13 protein-coding genes and 4 pseudogenes are annotated in these 17,164 nt (G+C 46.6%); 3 read left to right on the top strand and 14 right to left on the bottom strand.

The features are described from left to right. Positions 1-84: 84 nt before the first annotated feature. The 6 genes and pseudogenes from RE628_RS16615 to RE628_RS16640 form a co-directional block, all read right to left on the bottom strand. A pseudogene (locus RE628_RS16615) lies at positions 85-1,541 on the bottom strand (nicotinate phosphoribosyltransferase). Positions 1,542-1,660: 119 nt separating this feature from the next. Then, a complete protein-coding gene (locus RE628_RS16620) occupies positions 1,661-2,446 on the bottom strand; it encodes an NUDIX domain-containing protein (RefSeq protein ID WP_375143121.1) in 786 nt (261 codons plus the stop codon). Positions 2,447-2,680: 234 nt separating this feature from the next. After that, a complete protein-coding gene (locus tag RE628_RS16625; protein WP_309154122.1) occupies positions 2,681-3,073 on the bottom strand; it encodes a PaaI family thioesterase in 393 nt (130 codons plus the stop codon). Between the two features lie 106 nt (positions 3,074-3,179). Beyond that, positions 3,180-3,638, bottom strand: a complete 459-nt coding sequence (locus tag RE628_RS16630; protein WP_309154123.1) for a YlbF/YmcA family competence regulator — start codon at positions 3,636-3,638, stop codon at positions 3,180-3,182. A gap of 115 nt (positions 3,639-3,753) precedes the next feature. Continuing rightward, positions 3,754-5,307, bottom strand: a complete 1,554-nt coding sequence (gene miaB, locus RE628_RS16635) for a tRNA (N6-isopentenyl adenosine(37)-C2)-methylthiotransferase MiaB (protein WP_309154124.1) — start codon at positions 5,305-5,307, stop codon at positions 3,754-3,756. Positions 5,308-5,541: 234 nt separating this feature from the next. Further along, positions 5,542-5,748: a DUF1657 domain-containing protein gene (locus RE628_RS16640; protein ID WP_309154125.1), complete on the bottom strand. Its 207-nt coding sequence runs from the start codon at positions 5,746-5,748 to the stop codon at positions 5,542-5,544. A 172-nt stretch (positions 5,749-5,920) separates the two neighbouring features. Between RE628_RS16640 and RE628_RS16645 the strand changes: the two genes are divergently transcribed. The 3 genes and pseudogenes from RE628_RS16645 to spoVAD all read left to right on the top strand — a co-directional run bounded on the left by RE628_RS16645 (position 5,921) and on the right by spoVAD (position 8,304). Then, positions 5,921-6,793: a DUF421 domain-containing protein gene (locus RE628_RS16645; protein ID WP_309154126.1), complete on the top strand. Its 873-nt coding sequence runs from the start codon at positions 5,921-5,923 to the stop codon at positions 6,791-6,793. Between the two features lie 14 nt (positions 6,794-6,807). Continuing rightward, positions 6,808-7,296 (top strand): stage V sporulation protein AC, encoded by a 489-nt coding sequence (gene spoVAC / locus RE628_RS16650; RefSeq protein ID WP_309154127.1) that lies wholly within the window; start codon positions 6,808-6,810, stop codon positions 7,294-7,296. A 2-nt stretch (positions 7,297-7,298) separates the two neighbouring features. After that, positions 7,299-8,304, top strand: a pseudogene (gene spoVAD, locus RE628_RS16655) (stage V sporulation protein AD). Positions 8,305-8,385: 81 nt separating this feature from the next. Here spoVAD and pduL read toward each other — a convergent pair. The 8 genes and pseudogenes from pduL to RE628_RS16695 form a co-directional block, all read right to left on the bottom strand. After that, a complete protein-coding gene (gene pduL, locus RE628_RS16660; RefSeq protein WP_309154128.1) occupies positions 8,386-8,958 on the bottom strand; it encodes a phosphate propanoyltransferase in 573 nt (190 codons plus the stop codon). 120 nt (positions 8,959-9,078) lie between these two features. After that, positions 9,079-9,944: pseudogene (locus tag RE628_RS16665) on the bottom strand (2-oxoacid:ferredoxin oxidoreductase subunit beta). Further along, entirely contained in the window at positions 9,931-11,706 is a 1,776-nt protein-coding gene (locus tag RE628_RS16670) for a 2-oxoacid:acceptor oxidoreductase subunit alpha (RefSeq protein WP_309154129.1), read from the bottom strand. The pseudogene RE628_RS16665 and the gene RE628_RS16670 overlap by 14 nt, the downstream one beginning before the upstream one ends. Positions 11,707-11,943: 237 nt before the next feature. Continuing rightward, positions 11,944-12,891, bottom strand: a complete 948-nt coding sequence (locus RE628_RS16675; protein ID WP_309154130.1) for a dipeptidase — start codon at positions 12,889-12,891, stop codon at positions 11,944-11,946. Positions 12,892-13,024: 133 nt separating this feature from the next. Continuing rightward, positions 13,025-13,285, bottom strand: a complete 261-nt coding sequence (locus RE628_RS16680) for a stage V sporulation protein S (protein WP_006286829.1) — start codon at positions 13,283-13,285, stop codon at positions 13,025-13,027. A 130-nt stretch (positions 13,286-13,415) separates the two neighbouring features. Beyond that, positions 13,416-14,210, bottom strand: coding sequence for a TIGR00282 family metallophosphoesterase (locus RE628_RS16685; RefSeq protein ID WP_309159488.1), 795 nt, complete (start codon positions 14,208-14,210; stop codon positions 13,416-13,418). Positions 14,211-14,377: 167 nt separating this feature from the next. Continuing rightward, positions 14,378-15,921 (bottom strand): annotated as a pseudogene (gene rny / locus RE628_RS16690) (ribonuclease Y). Between the two features lie 317 nt (positions 15,922-16,238). Next, the gene (locus RE628_RS16695; protein WP_309154131.1) at positions 16,239-17,093 is read right to left on the bottom strand and encodes a regulatory protein RecX; all 855 of its coding nucleotides are present in this window, start codon (positions 17,091-17,093) and stop codon (positions 16,239-16,241) included. Positions 17,094-17,164: the final 71 nt, after the last annotated feature.

A 17,164-nucleotide genomic window follows, 5' to 3' on the forward strand; every position in this document is an offset into this window, starting at 1 on the left:
AATTATACGTACACGTCAAAAAAGGCTGCCGTAAGCGAAAATAACGCCTATAGACAGCCTTTTATATTTACCTTATAAATCAGATTATTCCTCTATTCCCTCATGAAGCCGCTCCTCGATCATCCGCTGCCGCAGCTCCCATGCCTCCTGACTTAATCTGACGCGATAGAACTCAGGATTTAATTTACGCAAATATTCCGGCCAGAACATATCCAGCTGCTCCTTATGATAGGAACGAATCTCCTCCAGCGACGGTAAGTCATAGACCAGTTTCCCCTGCTCAAAAATAGGCTGAAGCATCGGAATTGCCTCGTAGTTCTTCACCGACTTCTTAATATATGGATGCACGGGATCGAATAAGCGCAGATTGCCTCCCGTCCTAGCTTGTAATTCATGCGGGAAGCAGACATAGTCGGCGATGCATCTGGAGCTCTCTTTGCTAACGATGCGCAACACATCCTTCTTGCCAGGAGAAGTGACCTTCTCCGGGTTACCAGAGATCTTAATCGTTGGCTCCATCACACCGTTATGCTCGCGCTCCACCAGCTTATACACCCCGCCTAGCGCAGGCTGATCAGCTGCCGTTATCAGCTGCGTTCCAACTCCCCAAGAGTCGATTTTAGCCCCTTGAGCCTTCAAGTTAAAGATCGTATTCTCATCTAAATCATTGGAGGCTACGATTTTAACATATGGAAGACCTGCATCGTCCAGCATTCTGCGGGCTTTAATAGACAGATAAGCAAGGTCTCCGCTATCAATGCGGATGCTGCCGAGGCGTTTGCCACTCTCCTCGAGCTTATGCCCTATCTTAATTGCATTCGGCACACCGCTCTCCAATGTATCGAACGTATCAACCAATAATGATACTTGATTCGGCAGTGCTCTTGCGTAAATGTCAAATGCCTCTTCCTCGGAATCGAAAATCTGTACCCAGGAATGGGCATGCGTCCCTTTGGTCGGGATATCGAATACTTTACCGGCCAGCAGGTTCGACGTGGCATCAAATCCGGAGATATAAGTAGCCCGAGCCCCCAAATCGCCGCATCCGCTTCCTGGGCACGCCGGGTCCCGAACTCCATTAATATATCGTTCTCGGCCACCCGCTTAATGCGGGATGCCTTCGTCGCGATCAACGTCTGGAAGTTCATGAAATTGAGTAGAGCCGTCTCCACCAGCTGAGTTTCCATAATCGTACCTTCCACACGGATTAGCGGCTCATTAGGAAAGCATAATGCCCCTTCTTTAAAAGAGTGAACATCACCGCTAAAGCGGAAATGGCGCAGCAAATCCAGGAATTCTGGCTGATAGTTCTCTTCCTGCGTTGCTAAATAGCTAAGGTCCTCTTCTGTAAAACTTAAATTGGATATATAGTTCACAATCCGTTCCAGCCCGGCAAATACCGCATATCCATTGCCGAATGGCAGCTTGCGGAAGTAGGCTTCGAATACAGTTTGCTTCAGATGGGTACCATTCAGCCAGTGTGCATAGATCATATTGATTTGATACTTATCCGTATGTAACGCCATATCTGTACAGTACATGGTCCTCGTCCTCTCTATCCTGATGACAAAAAAGGCAGCAGGTGATTCCCCTCTGCCCTATTATAAATTAGCCTAAGAGGTTGTTCAAAAAGTCCGCCCGGTCTTTTTGAACACTCACGTTAAGTGTATATAGATAACTGCGGTGTAAAATCTGTAAATCGGTACAGCTGAGCCGGGCGCTGTGAATACTGGTTGGACAGCATCGGCTTATCGTTCTCATCCCGAACCTCTTCTAAAATGCCCTGCCTGCTCCGGGTGGAGGTAATTTTACGAATAAAATTGAGCTCAGCAAAATCAGGTACTACCGTCTGAATCACCTGATACAGTTCTCCTAACGTAAAATGCGGAGGAAGGAACTGCTTGGCGATCGTCGTATGCAGCATTTGCTGCTGTATTCTTAAATATGCATCCTGTAATATTTCGCGGTGATCAAAAGCAAGCTGTAGCTCATCAAGCGCTTCGCGCACCGGAAACAAGCCCACTTCTTGAGCATCATCTGCAGCTTGCCGCTTCTCGATCACCCATTCCTCAACCAATGCGAAGAATGCATGCGAAATGATCCATCCACGCGGATCACGGCCCGGCTTACTGTATACGCCGAGATATTCCAGATGATGGCCATCAACTCCGGTCTCTTCCTTCAGTTCTCTTCTCGCTGTCTCATACAGAGATTCGTCTTCCTGACAAAATCCCCCCGGCAGTGCCCAGGCACCGGCAAACGGCCAGCTTCTTCTGCGAATCAGCATTACCTTCAGATCAAACCTTGGCAAAGATTTGGTCGAGGCCTTTCTCTCCTGACGGGTCAAAGTAAACATCACGATATCCGCCGGAATTCCGTCTGGTGTGCGATATTTCTTAACCTCCATCACGCCATTGGCCCTCTCTTGCTCTTGTTCTTTACTCATCACGATCACCATCACCACATCAGTCATAATGATAACATCCTTAAAGGGGTAGTTCAAAAATCCACTTTTTGATCACGATCGGCCTTTTTGAACTTTCACTTGAACATATTATTACATATCATTCTACCCTAAGGACGAAATTTGCAATAAAAGAATACACAATTCTTACTAATGTCATTAATTAATAATATGATTAATTACAGACTTACTTGAAAATCCTGCCTGCACCCTCGCCTATTCACGAGGCAATCGAAATGTTCCAGTAGCCACACAGCATAGCTCATCATTGCTATCTCGAACCTCTGCGCGGCAGGTCATCGTGCGGAAGGTCTCGTGTACTGGATAAGCATAGGTTTTAATCGCTCCTGCCTTAGCAGCATGTAGAAAATTAACATTCAGATGCGTAGTTACCCCAAGGCGTCCTTTAATCGCGCCTACTAGAGTTCCCATTGCTTGATCCATCAACGAAGATAGAACTCCTCCATGTACGATACCGACATAGTTAAGGTGCTTCTCTTCGATCTCCAACTCCAGCTCCACAAAATCCGTATCAATCCGGTTGAATTTCATACCCAAATTGCCTGAAAAGCTCATCTGCTCTTTCAACATAATTTCTGACCAATCCATGAATCGTTAACTCCTTATTCTCTATTTATTTCTTCTCGTCAAGGCGCCGATTCAGCAATCAATAAAAAGGTGCGGAAGCGCACTTCCGCACCGACTTATAACATCATTAATCACCATAGCCGGAAGTCATTGCCGGCTCTCCGCTTCCAGTCTCTACATTAACCTTCTCTGAAACAGTATCACTTATTACCGAAATGACAAGCTGCAGCAAATAATTGATATCACTTTGGCTTTGCTGAAAATCAGTAACGAGTGGAATGCCGTCGAGTTCATCCTGCAACACTGAAATTTCAGCTTCGATTTTATCCACCATCGCTTTATTCTGAAAGCTCTCGAATGCAACAATTTCCTTCTGCTTCTTCTTAATGGCGCTAATCAGACTTTGCACCTTATCATGCTTCTGAATTTGCTCCTCGGCTTTCTTGAATGTCTGAACTTCCTCGCTAGTGCCGATCAAATCAGCCAATTCCTTCGCTTTTACCATAATATCTTCACGAATGACCAGATCACGGGAATCAAACTTTGGAATTCCGCAATCGGTATGCTGTTGATGTTGCTGCGTCAAGGTTTCCCCTCCTCATCAAATGCTTTCGGTTGTGCTTCAGTAGAATTTTTCGGTTGAACCAGGTTTTCCGGGTAAATTAAATGCGTGTTCAAAAAGGTAGGTTTTCAATACCTCTTTAAGACACGGAAGTAACGCTCTCCGGTATAATATTCCCCTTGATATACCAAGTCATCGGTTCTGTGATTTCCACCATGACGAATTTACCGATCAAATCGGTGCTTCCTTCAAAATGAACGAGCTTATTCGTTCTTGTCCGGCCGGAGAGAATATTTGAATTCCGCTTGCTCTCTCCTTCGACCAGCACTTCAACAATTTCACCACGAAGCGCATCATTATACTTGCGGCAATATTCGTTGATCGTATCATTCAGCCGCTGCAGCCGCTGCTTCTTCACTTCCATCGGTACATTATCTTCCATAACTGCGGCCGGCGTTCCTTCACGCGGTGAATATATAAATGTATATGCCATGTCATAACCGACTTCACGTACCAGAGATAATGTCTCCTCGAACTGTTCATCCGTCTCCCCTGGGAAACCAACGATAATGTCGGTTGTAAGCACTACATTTGGTATTGCGGCCTTAATCTTCGCTGCGAGCTCCAAATAACTCTCACGCGTATATTTACGGCTCATCTTCTTCAGTACATCACTGCTGCCAGACTGCACCGGAAGATGAATATGTTCTACCAGATTGCCGCCCTTCGCCAGCACTTCGATCAGATGATCATCAAAATCACGAGGATGCGAGGTCGTGAAACGGATGCGCGGAATGTCGATCTTACGGATATCATCCATAAGATCCCCGAATCTATAATTAATATCGGTGAAATCCTTGCCGTAAGCATTCACGTTCTGACCAAGCAGCGTAATCTCCTTGAAACCCTGCCGTGCCAGTTCTCTCACTTCAGCGATAACGTCCTCCGGCCTACGGCTTCGCTCCTTCCCTCGGGTAAATGGAACGATACAATATGTACAGAACTTGTCACAACCATACATAATGTTCACCCAAGCACGCATGCCTTCGCGTTTCTTAGGTAGATTCTCGATGATGTCGCCTTCCTTCGACCAGACTTCGACCACCATCTCTTTACTGAACAGCGCCTCCTGAATCAAATAAGGCAGACGATGAACATTATGCGTACCGAATATCATATCTACAAAACCGTGCTTCTGCAAAATCCGGTTCACTACGCCCTCTTCCTGCGACATACAGCCGCACACGCCGAGGAGTAAATCCGGCTTCTCCATTTTCAGCACTTTCATATGCCCGAGTTCACCGAATACTTTGTCTTCGGCATTCTCACGGATCGCACAGGTATTGAACAGTATGATGTCCGCTTCTTTGCGGTCCTCTGTAGGCTGGTAACCCATCTGCTCCAAAAGACCCTTGATCGTCTCACTGTCGTGCTCGTTCATCTGGCAACCATATGTGTAAACAATATAGTGCTTGCCAAGTCCAATATTCCGAAGATCCTCCGGTACCATATTGTCATACAGCACTTTGATCTCTTCCTTACCCCGTTGTTTCTCGATGCGACTATTCGGTTCCGACAAGATTTGGATCTCCCGTCCGCGGATTCTGATCTTCTTCCCTCGTTCGTCCTCCGAGATGACTTTAGCGTCTGAAAAATCAAAATACTTGGAGTAATCCTTGGTTTCTTTAGCCACGGTGTCGGCTCACTCCCTTTTACAATCTATGTGTCTACCTAAGAGGTTCAGTAACCTTATAAAAATGCATTACACTAAATTATAACATGATTTATAGTGCTTATCTACCTGGGTTCCCGTGAAATCATCCGTATTCATATGCCAATGGAAAGCCCGTCCACAGCACAAAAAGAAACCTCATTCAGATGCGAACGAGGTTTCTCTTCATTTCCTTCAAACTGTTAAAAACTTATGTTAGAAACCTTTATACTGCGGCTCTTCCTGCTCTAACTGCTTTACCCGCGTTTCCACCTGATCCACGATTTGCTGAGTTTGCTCAGCAGCATTAGTGAACAGTTGTTTTGCTTGTTGGTTTTGCGTGCTTAAAGCAAACGACTCAAGGCTGGCCTGGGCGCTTTTTAGGGAAGCTACAGTTGTCTTCACTTGGGACGCTACGGTCAATGTGTTCACCACCTTATAGTTTATCAATTTGAACAAGAATTAATTTTTCCTTAATCACACTGACTGATGCATCTGCACTCCTTGCCAAATATTGTGTTAGTAATATTACGCTAATTGCACATAATTGGGGTAATGCATCCGTCAATTTGCGCTTACTGAAAGGAGCCTTGTTATGGCCTTATGGTTGGAGATCATCGTCAGGACATTATCTGCCGCCTTTGTACTTTTTCTAATGACTCGTTTGCTCGGGAAAAGACAGCTCTCACAACTAACCTTTTTCGAATATGTCACAGGGATAACCATTGGGGATTTAGCCGCTTTTCTATCTATTAACCATGATCAAGATTGGTACATTGCGCTAATCGCCATTGTAACCTGGTTCTTCGTCTCTTTAGGAATCGAGTTCCTCCAGCTGAAGAGCAAGAAATCGAGAGACTGGATTGACAGTAAGGGCACCGTTCTTATTAAAGACGGAAAAGTACTTGAGGATAACCTGAAGAAAGAGAAACTGACCAACGAGGAGCTCATGGAGCAACTCCGCAGAAAGAGTATATTCAAATTGTCCCAGGTCGAATACGCCGTCATTGAACCGGACGGCCAGGTCAACGCCTTGCTGAAGGATATATATCAACCGATCACACCTGCGCATCTAGGTATAACAGACGTAACCCTCCCGCCTGAAGCGGAGCCGCAAACTGTTATTCTCGATGGGAAAATTATGGATGAACCTTTGGCGACAGCAGGATTTGGCCGACAATGGCTAAATACCGAACTGGAGAAGCAGGGCGTCACCCTAGACAATGTCTATGTTGGTCAAGTCGATGGTTATGGACAGCTCTATGTCGACCTGTATGATGATAAAATCAAGATTCCACAGCCGCAGGAGAAGCCCCTGCTTCTGGCAACACTCAAGAAATGCCAAGCAGATCTTGAGCTGTTCGCCCTCTCGACAGAGAATAAGACGAACAAGCAGATATATACGAATTGCTCCGAGCAGCTTCAGCTAGTCATCGATAATACAAGGCAAGTGTTGATACAACAATAAAGGAAGTGCGTAATATGGCTAAGGCAAAAAATAAAAAGCTGACACCTACGCAGCAGAAGTATCAGCGTCTGGCCTCGTCTATGGAGCCCAAACGGCCAGTACTTAAAAACTGCCTGCGTGCTTTTCTGGTCGGTGGATGCATCTGCCTGCTCGGCGAGTGCATTCGTCAGGCATTTATCGCCTTTGGCGGATTTAACGACAAGACAGCCTCCAATCCAACGGTCGCCGTACTCGTTCTGATCGCTGTCATACTAACATGCTTAGGTGTCTATGACAAAATTGCACAATGGGCTGGAGCTGGCACAGCTGTACCCGTGACCGGATTCGCGAACTCAATGACCTCATCAGCTCTTGAACATCGCGCAGAAGGGCTAGTCCTGGGAGTTGGCGCTGGCATGTTCCAACTCGCCGGTTCCGTCATTGTATTCGGAACCTTTGCCGCGTTCATCATCGGTTTATTCTATGCTGTCTTCATTCCTGATTTTGCCGGAGGAGGTCACTAATTATGCTACAAGGCCATCAAAGCTGGGTATTCGAGAATAGGCCAACCATAATAAGCAGCGCCACGATCGTCGGACCATTTGAGGGTCAAGGGCCTTTGGCCAATGATTTCGATACCATTCATGGTGATTTGTACTTAGGACAAGAAAGCTGGGAAAAGGCAGAGAAAACCTTGCTAGAAGAGTCAGCTAGCATGGCGATCGAGAAGGCTGGACTCACTAAAGAGCAGATCCAGTTCTACTTCGGCGGCGACTTGATGAACCAAATTATCAGCAGCAGCTTTGCGGCTCGGACACTCAATATCCCCTATCTTGGCGTATTCGGTGCCTGCTCCACCTCGATGGAGAGCCTTGCCTTGGCTGCTTATATTGTAAACTACAACGGCGCCAAGCATGCGCTCGCTGGTACGTGTAGCCACAATGCCAGCGTAGAGAAGCAGTTCAGATATCCGACGGAATACGGCTCACAGAAGCCGCTAACCGCCCAATTTACCGTAACTGGCTCTGGATCAGCCGTCCTATCGCTGGAAGGCAACGGTCCGAAGGTAACCTCAGCAACGATCGGTCGCGTTATTGATATGGGGATCACCGATCCCTTGAACATGGGGGCTGCGATGGCCCCAGCTGCAGTAGATACGATCCAAGCGCACTTCCGTGATATGCAGATTGAGCCTTCTTACTATGATCTGATCGTAACTGGTGATCTGTCCAAAGTTGGCTATGGAATTTCCAAAGAACTGTTCAAGCGCCACAACTTTCCAATTGAGCAGACGGATTATCAGGATTGCGGGATGATGATCTATAACTATGACAAGCAGAATGTACAAGCTGGGGCGAGTGGCTGCGCTTGCTCTGCTGTTGTGACCTACGGCCACCTGTTGAACCGTATGAAACGTGGAGAACTGAAGCGAATACTCGTTGTCGCCACCGGCGCCCTCCTTCCCCCATCTCGTATCAGCAAGGGGAGAGTATCCGTGTATTGCCCATGCCGTAGCGATCGAAAGTGAGTAAATAAGCTTCAAAATCCATAAAATGAAAAAAGGGTCTCCCTGATCAATCAGATCAGGCGAGACCCTTTTTTATAACAAGTAATTATTCTACGATTTCTGCAGTGTCGCCATTCTTCACGCTGGCAGCATTTGCTTCGTCGGTATCGATATGCATATCAAGTGCGAAGGAATCTGATACGCGTGCAATGACGTTTTCCATAATCATGCCACGTTCTCCACCGAAGCGAACCTTCAACAACTCTTTATCCTTGATGCCCCATTTCTCAGCATCAGATGTATGGAAGTGGATATGACGGGCAGCTACGATGACGCCTTGTTCAAGCTCAATTTCGCCAGCCGGACCTACCACCTTAACACCAGGGGTTCCTTCTATTTTTCCCGATTCACGAACCGGAGCCTTAACGCCGATCGCGAAGGAATCAGTACGGGAAATTTCCAATTGGGATGCTGGACGAGCAGGTCCCAGAATACGAACTTTGTCGAACTGGCCTTTAGGTCCAACGACAGCTACTGTCTCGTTAGACGCGAATTGTCCTGGTTGGGACAATGGCTTGAATTCAGTAAGCTGATAGCCTTGTCCGAATAATGCTTCAATATGCTCTTGAGTTAAGTGAATATGACGTGCTGATACGCCGACAGGTACAGTCTTGCTCATTTGTAAACACTCCTCGTTTTTCTCTATCACGGGTGTGACATTTCTACATCGCCCACTATTATACACCTTTTTCACGTAAAAAGAAAAAATGTCCGTAATTTACGGACATCTTTTAGCCTATTATCTGAATTCTGCAACAAGATTGTCAAACTCAGTCTCAGTTAATGCCAGCGATTGATTCACAAGCGGTTCTGCCTTGAAGCCATGAACCAGATCCTCGTAGCACTTCTTCTCCTTGTTCTGATAGATCAGACCCGTGATCATACTGCCTGTATCCATCAGTGTAGTCATCGCCTTCGTGCGGTTGCTAGGATCGTAATCTGGCATAGTATCGAGATTCGTAATATGTTCTTTGAACCAGTCGTATGTGTTTACCTTGTTAAAGGTTACGCACGGGCTAAATACGTTAATCAACGAGAATCCTTCATGCTGAATGCCTTGCTCTATCAAAGAAGTCAATTGCTTCAGATCGCTAGAGAACGATTGTGCGACAAAGGTTGCTCCTGCCGAAATCGCCAGTTCGAGTGGAGATAGCGTCGTCTCTATCGAACCTTCAGGTGTGCTCTTCGTCTTGAAGCCTTCACCGCTTCGCGGCGAAGTTTGACCCTTCGTCAGACCATATATCTGGTTATCCATTACGATGTATGTCATATTGATATTTCTGCGGATTGCATGAATCGTATGTCCGATTCCGATCGCGAAGCCATCACCGTCACCGCCGGAAGCAATTACCGTTAGATCGCGGTTAGCCAGCTTCACACCTTGAGCAATTGGTAGCGCACGGCCGTGAATACCATGGAGACCATATGCATTAATATATCCGGAGATCCGTCCGGAGCAGCCGATTCCTGAGATTACAGCCAAGTTCTCCGGTTCAAGTCCACGTTTGCTGCAGCGCGTTGAATTGCGGCTTGCACTGAAAAATCCCCACAACCTGGACACCAGTTAGGTTTGATATTGTTACGGAACTCCTTAAAGGTTGCCATTTTGTACCAACTCCTCGTGCGGTTTATAGCCGGCGGCCTTTGCGCATTCTTCGAATACTTCTGAAGGCAGGAACGGTGTACCATCATATTTCAATGCATTCAGAATTTTATCGTGATTGCCGCAATGCAGTTTCATCAAGTTCGCTAATTGACCGGTCGCATTATTCTCAAATACGAGTACTTTCTTGGCCTTCTCAATCTCTGAAAGGATTAGCTCGGTCGGGAACGGATGCATCTGACGTACCGTCATATGGTTGGACGTAACTCCTTCACCATTCAAACGAAGACGAGCTTGATCGATCGTACCGCCAGTTGAGCCCATGCCTACGATCAGAAGATCAGGCTCGGCATGCGGAGAATGTAGATGGATCGGATTGGTAATCTTCAGTTCGTCCAGCTTGCGTAGACGCTTATCCATCATCTTCTTTCGGTTGCTCGTCGACTCGGAAGGACGTCCTGACTCATCATGCTCTACACCAGTGACATGGTGAATGCCATTCTTCTCTCCAGGCAATACCCGTGGCGAAATGCCATTGTCCGTAACCGCATAACGGTTGAACATACTATTATCTTCACGATCCGGAATGTCCTTCACGATATAGCCACGTTCAATTTGAATCTTGTTATAATCGAGTGTCTCACAGGACTGCTTACCCAAAGACAATTGCAGGTCAGTAGCCACGATAACAGGCACTTGATACTTCTCGGCCAGATTGAAGGCCTCAATGGTATCGTAGAAGCATTCTTCAATCGAGCTTGGTGCAATGACGATCTTCGGAATCTCACCATGTGTTCCGTAAATCAGTGCATTGATATCACTCTGCTCCTGCTTCGTCGGAAGTCCAGTACTTGGTCCACCGCGTTGTGTATCGACGATAACGACCGGAGTCTCAGTCATACCAGCAAGTCCGATCGCCTCCATCATCAACGACAATCCTGGTCCTGCGGATGCAGTCATGGAGCGTACACCAGCATAGTTCGAACCGATGGCCATCGTAATTGCGGCGATTTCATCCTCAGTCTGTACAACTGTACCGCCGAACTTAGGCAATTTCTTAATCAAATATTCCATAATTTCAGAAGCTGGTGTAATCGGATACGCGCTCATAATCCGGCAGCCTGCTGCAACCGCACCTAGCCCGATTGCATCATTACCGATCATAAATAGCTTCTGCTTGCCATCAGCTGGTTCCAGCTTGAAGTTATCAAGAGGTCCCCCGGCGAGCTCCAGCACAAAATCAGCACCGCGTTTCACCGCTTCGATATTTTTATCCACAATCGCTTGGCCTTTACGACCAAATTCCTCTTCTACCGCTTTATTGAATACTTCGAGCGGCAATCCTAAGAGGGCCCAAGAAGCACCTGAAGCAACCATATTCTTCATCAGTGAAGTGCCCAGTTCCTCTGCAATGCTCGTAATCGGAACAGGGAACAGCTTCGCATCAATTCCTTCAGGAACAGATGGATTAAATTTCGCATCCGCTACGATGACTCCACCGCTGCAAAGCTCATGCGCATTTAAATCGATACTCTCTTGGTCAAAAGCGACTAAGATGTCCAAGTCGTCGGAAATAGCTCGAATCGGCTTGGTACTAATCCGAATTTTGTTGTTCGTATGACCACCTTTAATACGCGAGGAAAAATGACGGTACCCGTACAAATAATATCCAAGTCTATTCAAGGCTGTCGAAAAAATCCGGTCCGTACTTTCAACACCTTCGCCTTGCTGTCCACCGATCTTCCAAGACAATTGACTAATCAAGATCGCCCACCCCTTTAATCGTATCGCACTATAAAAGATATAAAATTAAAATAATAGTAGTACTCCCCGTTCACAGACGTGCTAACCATCACAGTTTACCACCACGCTTGTGAACATTCTGTTTCAGAGTCATGTCAATTTTATGTCGAAGACATATAAAAAGCAAGCGTTTTCCACCCTTTTTTCATATAGTAGTTTTCGATCATAACGATCTCGTAATTGGATTAATTAAAGCGCTTACTTTCCCTGAGGTATCCACTTTCGCAAAAATTCCAGCGCATTGCCGGACAGCCACCCATTTACGAGCTCCTCCGGGTAGTATTTAAGTAGGGTCTCTACCCATCTGCAGTAGTCCCCTGCATGCCGCAAATCATCAATGTGGGTATCGATCCCATCGAAATCAGAACCAAACATAATATGTTTTTCGCCACCAAGTTGGCAAATATGATCAATATGCGGTAGAAGATCTTCACTGTGTACTACCGAGCTATCATTGACAAACCAAGGAACAAATGTTACACCAATCCGACCGCCGCTCTCTATTATCGCTCTAATTTGCTCATCCTGCAAATTACGTGCATGTGGGCAAATATGATAGGCGTTGGAATGAGAGGCGATAAAAGGTCGCTTTGCGCTCTCAGACAGCTCTACAAGCTCCCAGAAGCCCTTTTGAGATAAATGCGATACATCAAGAATGATCCCCAACTCGTGACAAGTCTGCACAAGCTCAAGCCCTTTCCGGGTGAATCCTCCATTCCGCGGCTCCATTACACCATCCGCTGCCCAATTCGCATTGTTCCACGTAATCCCGAGAAAGCGAACCCCACGCTCATAACATAGTCGCAAATAGAACAGATCTCCCTCTAGGCCATCCGCTCCTTCAATCGAGAGCATACCTGCCCTTTCTCCAGAGGCTACAACACGATCCAAATCCGCAGTATTCCTGACAAGCTCTATTCCTACGGCAGCAATACGCTCTTGATAGAGATCAAGCTGCTCCATAATATGTTCAATGCCTGGCGGGCCTAATCTCTCCGATAGGAAAATAGCAAAGCATTGAAGTAGAACGCCTCCTTGCTCCATGCGCTCTAGATTGACGTCAAGCCCGTTATCACTTTTAAAGTTCAGATTGCGGTCCAACTGTATTTTACTAAGTACGTCACAATGGAAGTCAACAATTTTCAATACGTCCTCCTCCTTCATCACTCTATTTCTCAGTATATTTTAAATCTTACTTATTCATATTCATTTCTTAGATTAAATGCAAAAAAACCTGTCTACGGGGTTGTAAACAGGTTCACTACATCTCTATTAGTCCTTATCTAGGTTCAACTATGAGCTTGATCGCTGTACGATCTTCACCATCAATCACAATATCCGTAAAAGCCGGAATGCATATCAGATCTACGCCGCTTGGTGCAACGAATCCCCGGGCTATGGCTACCGCCTTAATGGCCTGGTTAAGAGCACCCGCCCCAATAGCCTGAAGTTCAGCAGCACCACGCTCTCTTAGAACTCCAGCTAGAGCACCGGCAACGGAGTTGGGATTGGATTTTGCTGAAACTTTTAATACTTCCATGGTAAGTACCTCCCTGGGAATAATGGTTTGACTCCACTACTTAGATGATATTCGTGAGTGTCAAAATAATTCCTTCTTTTTGGGAGGTGCCTTAGAGGTTGTTCAAAAAGTCCGCTTAATCGCTGATCCGCTATTCCATGAACCATTCATCTTCAAGCATTCTTATCTTCTCGATCTTTTTCGCTTTACCTGTTGCCTCATCGATCTCGACGAACACAGCGTGGAAGTGCCATTTTCCTTCACATACTTGGAACCGGACTGGTAGCTGCGTCGTGAACTTGCGGATCACCGCCGAACGCTCCATACCAAGCACACCCTCACGTGATCCGACCATGCCGGAATCAGTTAGGTAAGCTGTACCCTGCGGTAAAATAATGTCGTCGTTACTTTGAACATGCGTATGCGTTCCTACGACGAAGGAAGCTCTGCCGTCCAAATACCAGCCCATGGCGATCTTTTCAGAGGTCGCTTCCGCATGGAAATCAACCATAATGCATTTATGCTTCTTCGACAGCTCTGAGATAATCTCATCCGCAGCCCGGAACGGATCATCGATCGCTGGAAGGAACGTGCGTCCCATCAAATTTACAACAGCCAGCTCCTTGCCATTCGCCTTAATTACGGTATGTCCAATACCCGGTGTCCCTGGCGGAAAGTTCGCCGGGCGAACCATACGAGGTTCACGGTCAATGAAATCGAAGATCTCTCTGTTATCCCAGGTATGATTACCCATCGTTAAGCCGTGAATACCTAGATCAAAAAACTCCTTGGCGATCTTCTCCGTAATTCCGCGACCAGCTGCCGCATTCTCACCGTTCGCGATAATAATGTGAGGATTATATTTAGATTTTAAGCGAGGAAGTGATTCCCGCACTGCATTCCGACCCGTACTGCCAACAATATCTCCAATAAACAATAGTTTAATGATGTCTCTCCTCCATTCAATACACCGTTGCTTCTCATCTACAGGATTACATTCGATGTCGAGATCACTTTTTGAGTTACATCGTGATCAAAAGTGGACTTTATGAACTACCTTAACAGCTTCAATGAAAAAGCGGCCCACGAGGGGCCACTTCATCAGCATAACCTTTACTTCGCATATTCAACCGCTCTCGTCTCACGAATGACGGTAACTTTGATGTGTCCCGGATAATCGAGCTCACCCTCAATCTTCTTCGTGATGTCACGAGCCAGACGGAACGCTTCTGCATCATCGATCTTCTCAGGCTGCACCATGACACGTACCTCACGGCCTGCCTGAATTGCGAACGATTTCTCCACACCTTCGAACGATTCTGAGATCTCTTCCAGTTTCTCCAAACGCCGGATATATGTTTCAAGCGTTTCGCGCCGAGCGCCAGGTCTAGCCGCTGACAATGCATCAGCCGCACCAACCAGCATGGCGATAACCGAAGTAGCTTCACAATCTCCGTGGTGAGAAGCGATACTGTTGATAACAACCGGATGTTCCTTATACTTCTTCGCCAGTTCCACGCCGATTTCGACATGAGATCCTTCCACTTCATGATCCAGCGCTTTCCCGATGTCATGCAACAATCCGGCACGTTTGGCGAGCGCGATATCCTCGCCGAGCTCGGCTGCCATCAGTCCAGCCAAGTAAGCTACCTCCATCGAGTGCTTCAGCACGTTCTGGCCATAGCTTGTCCGGAACTTGAGACGACCCAAAATTTTGATTAAATCCGGGTGCAGTGCGTGAACACCAACCTCAAATGTTGCTTGTTCACCGTATTCACGAATCTCTCGTCCACTTCACGACGTGATTTCTCAACCATCTCTTCGATCCGTGCTGGGTGAATTCGTCCGTCAGCTACCAGTTTCTCAAGCGCTGTGCGGGCAATCTCACGACGAATTGGATCGAAGCCTGATAGGATAACCGCTTCCGGCGTATCATCGATAATCAAATCAATACCGGTCAATGTTTCCAGCGCTCTGATGTTACGACCTTCCCGTCCGATAATCCGGCCCTTCATCTCTTCATTCGGAAGTGCAACTACCGAGACAGTCGTCTCCGCAACGTGATCAGCAGCGCAACGCTGAATCGCCAGCGTAATAATTTCACGTGATTTCTTATCGGCTTCTTCCTTCGCCTGCAACTCAATGTCCTTAATCATCTGAGCCGTTTCATGGCGAACTTCCTGCTCGACATTATTAAGAATGATCGTGCGGGCGTCCTCCATACTCAAATTGGAAATACGCTCAAGCTCCTGAACCTGACTCTTATAGAGCAGATCAATCTGTTGCTGGGTTTCTTCAATTCTTTTCTCTTTGCCAGCTACTTGTTCTTCTTTACGTTCCAGTGATTCAATTTTTTTATCCAGCGACTCTTCTTTTTGCAACAATCGTCTTTCTTGTCGTTGAATTTCATTCCGACGTTCACGAATGTCTTTATCAGCTTCGGTTCTAAGTTTATGAATGTCATCTTTCGCTTCAAGAACCGTTTCCTTTTTCAGTGCTTCTGCGTCTTTTTTTGCGTTTTCCAAAATTTGACTTGCAGCGTGTTCCGCACTGGAAATTTTAGCTTCTGCAAGAGATTTGCGAATAAAATATCCGATCCCGAACCCAAAGAATAAAGCGGCGGCAACGAGTATGATCGTCCAGATTACTTGTGGCATCTGTTCACCTCCCCGCTGTTTCCTCCAAGGCATTCCCTGGGATGCTTGTTAGTTTTCATTTTTCATTCATCATCATACAAAGAATCGATTTCTTGCCGATTCAGACAGGCTATCACGTCAAATCAGCATGAACATTCCGTTAAAATGCCGGAATCTTGTCCCCATGATTGCGAATAGAATCTAGTCAGATCCATCATTTGGAAGGAATAAGGATCCTAATGATATAGATTCATGACCATTTTATTATTTAATGAAAGAAATTGTCAAGCAAAGGACTTGTTTGTACAATTTATGTCTTCTTTTCCGCTCCGAATCTATTAGTCTTCCCACTCATCCCCATCTTCCATACCATCTTTTTGAACCAGCTCACGAACTACTTTGCCCACGAGTTGACCAGAGAAGCCTCTCCGCATCAAGAATGCGCCTATCTTGCGCTTCTTATCAGCCGTCTCCCCAGATGTAGTCCTCCATTTGCGCTGCGCAAGCTGCATCGCGCTGTCATACTCATCCTCTTCACTGACCTGGCCAAGTGCTTCTTCAATCAAGGGCTTGGAAATGCCCTTCTGACGCAGTTCATGTCTGATCCATGCCTTACCCTTTCCACGGCTGCGAAGTCGCTGTCCTGCCCATTCTTGGGCGTATGCGGCGTCATTAATCCAACGCTCTTGGATGAGTCGTTCAATAACATCACCGATCGTATCTTCACTCCAGCCCTTCTCCTTCAGTCGGCTAGCGATTTCAAATGAAGTGCGGGGTTTGCGACTAAGATATTTCAACGCTTCTCCATATCCTCGCTGCCGTTCGTCCGCGATAACGATCTCTTCCAAATCATGCTTTGTAAATACAGCACCCTTCATCATGCGGTACTTGACCATAATATCTTCATGAACTTCTATCGAAAAAGGCCCGAAATAAATGCGATACCGGAACTTAGGCGATTTTAGCAGCTGTACCGTCGTAATGGTCAGCTCCTCCCCATCAGGGAATGCAGACAAGTCATTGCTCTCCGCCTCCACTTGGCTTGTAGCCACCTGTTCCCGGTTCTCTTCATTGTAAGAGCGTTTGCTCTCCCAGGAGCTAGGATCAGAAATATCGATGATCTCGTTATTTTCACTGTCTTCACTCGCTGCTGCATACGGTTTGGATCTATGCTTCCCAAATCGTTGTTCCACCCAATTTACGCTCCTTTATTAGACAAGAGCGCCCTGTCCAGACCAGTCATCACTGGCGGCAGAGCGCTCCC

The sequence above is a fragment of the Paenibacillus sp. D2_2 genome, from assembly GCF_031199965.1.
Lineage (GTDB): Bacteria > Bacillota > Bacilli > Paenibacillales > Paenibacillaceae > Fontibacillus.

Excerpts from the sequence above, each read along its gene's own strand:
- pduL (WP_309154128.1), bottom strand. The coding sequence starts at position 8,958 with ATGAGCAAGACTGTACCTGTCGGCGTATCAGCACGTCATATTCACTTA.
- RE628_RS16625 (WP_309154122.1), bottom strand. The coding sequence starts at position 3,073 with ATGGATTGGTCAGAAATTATGTTGAAAGAGCAGATGAGCTTTTCAGGC.
- RE628_RS16645 (WP_309154126.1), top strand. The coding sequence starts at position 5,921 with ATGGCCTTATGGTTGGAGATCATCGTCAGGACATTATCTGCCGCCTTT.
- spoVAC (WP_309154127.1), top strand. The coding sequence starts at position 6,808 with ATGGCTAAGGCAAAAAATAAAAAGCTGACACCTACGCAGCAGAAGTAT.
- RE628_RS16620 (WP_375143121.1), bottom strand. The coding sequence starts at position 2,446 with ATGAGTAAAGAACAAGAGCAAGAGAGGGCCAATGGCGTGATGGAGGTT.
- RE628_RS16680 (WP_006286829.1), bottom strand. The coding sequence starts at position 13,285 with ATGGAAGTATTAAAAGTTTCAGCAAAATCCAATCCCAACTCCGTTGCC.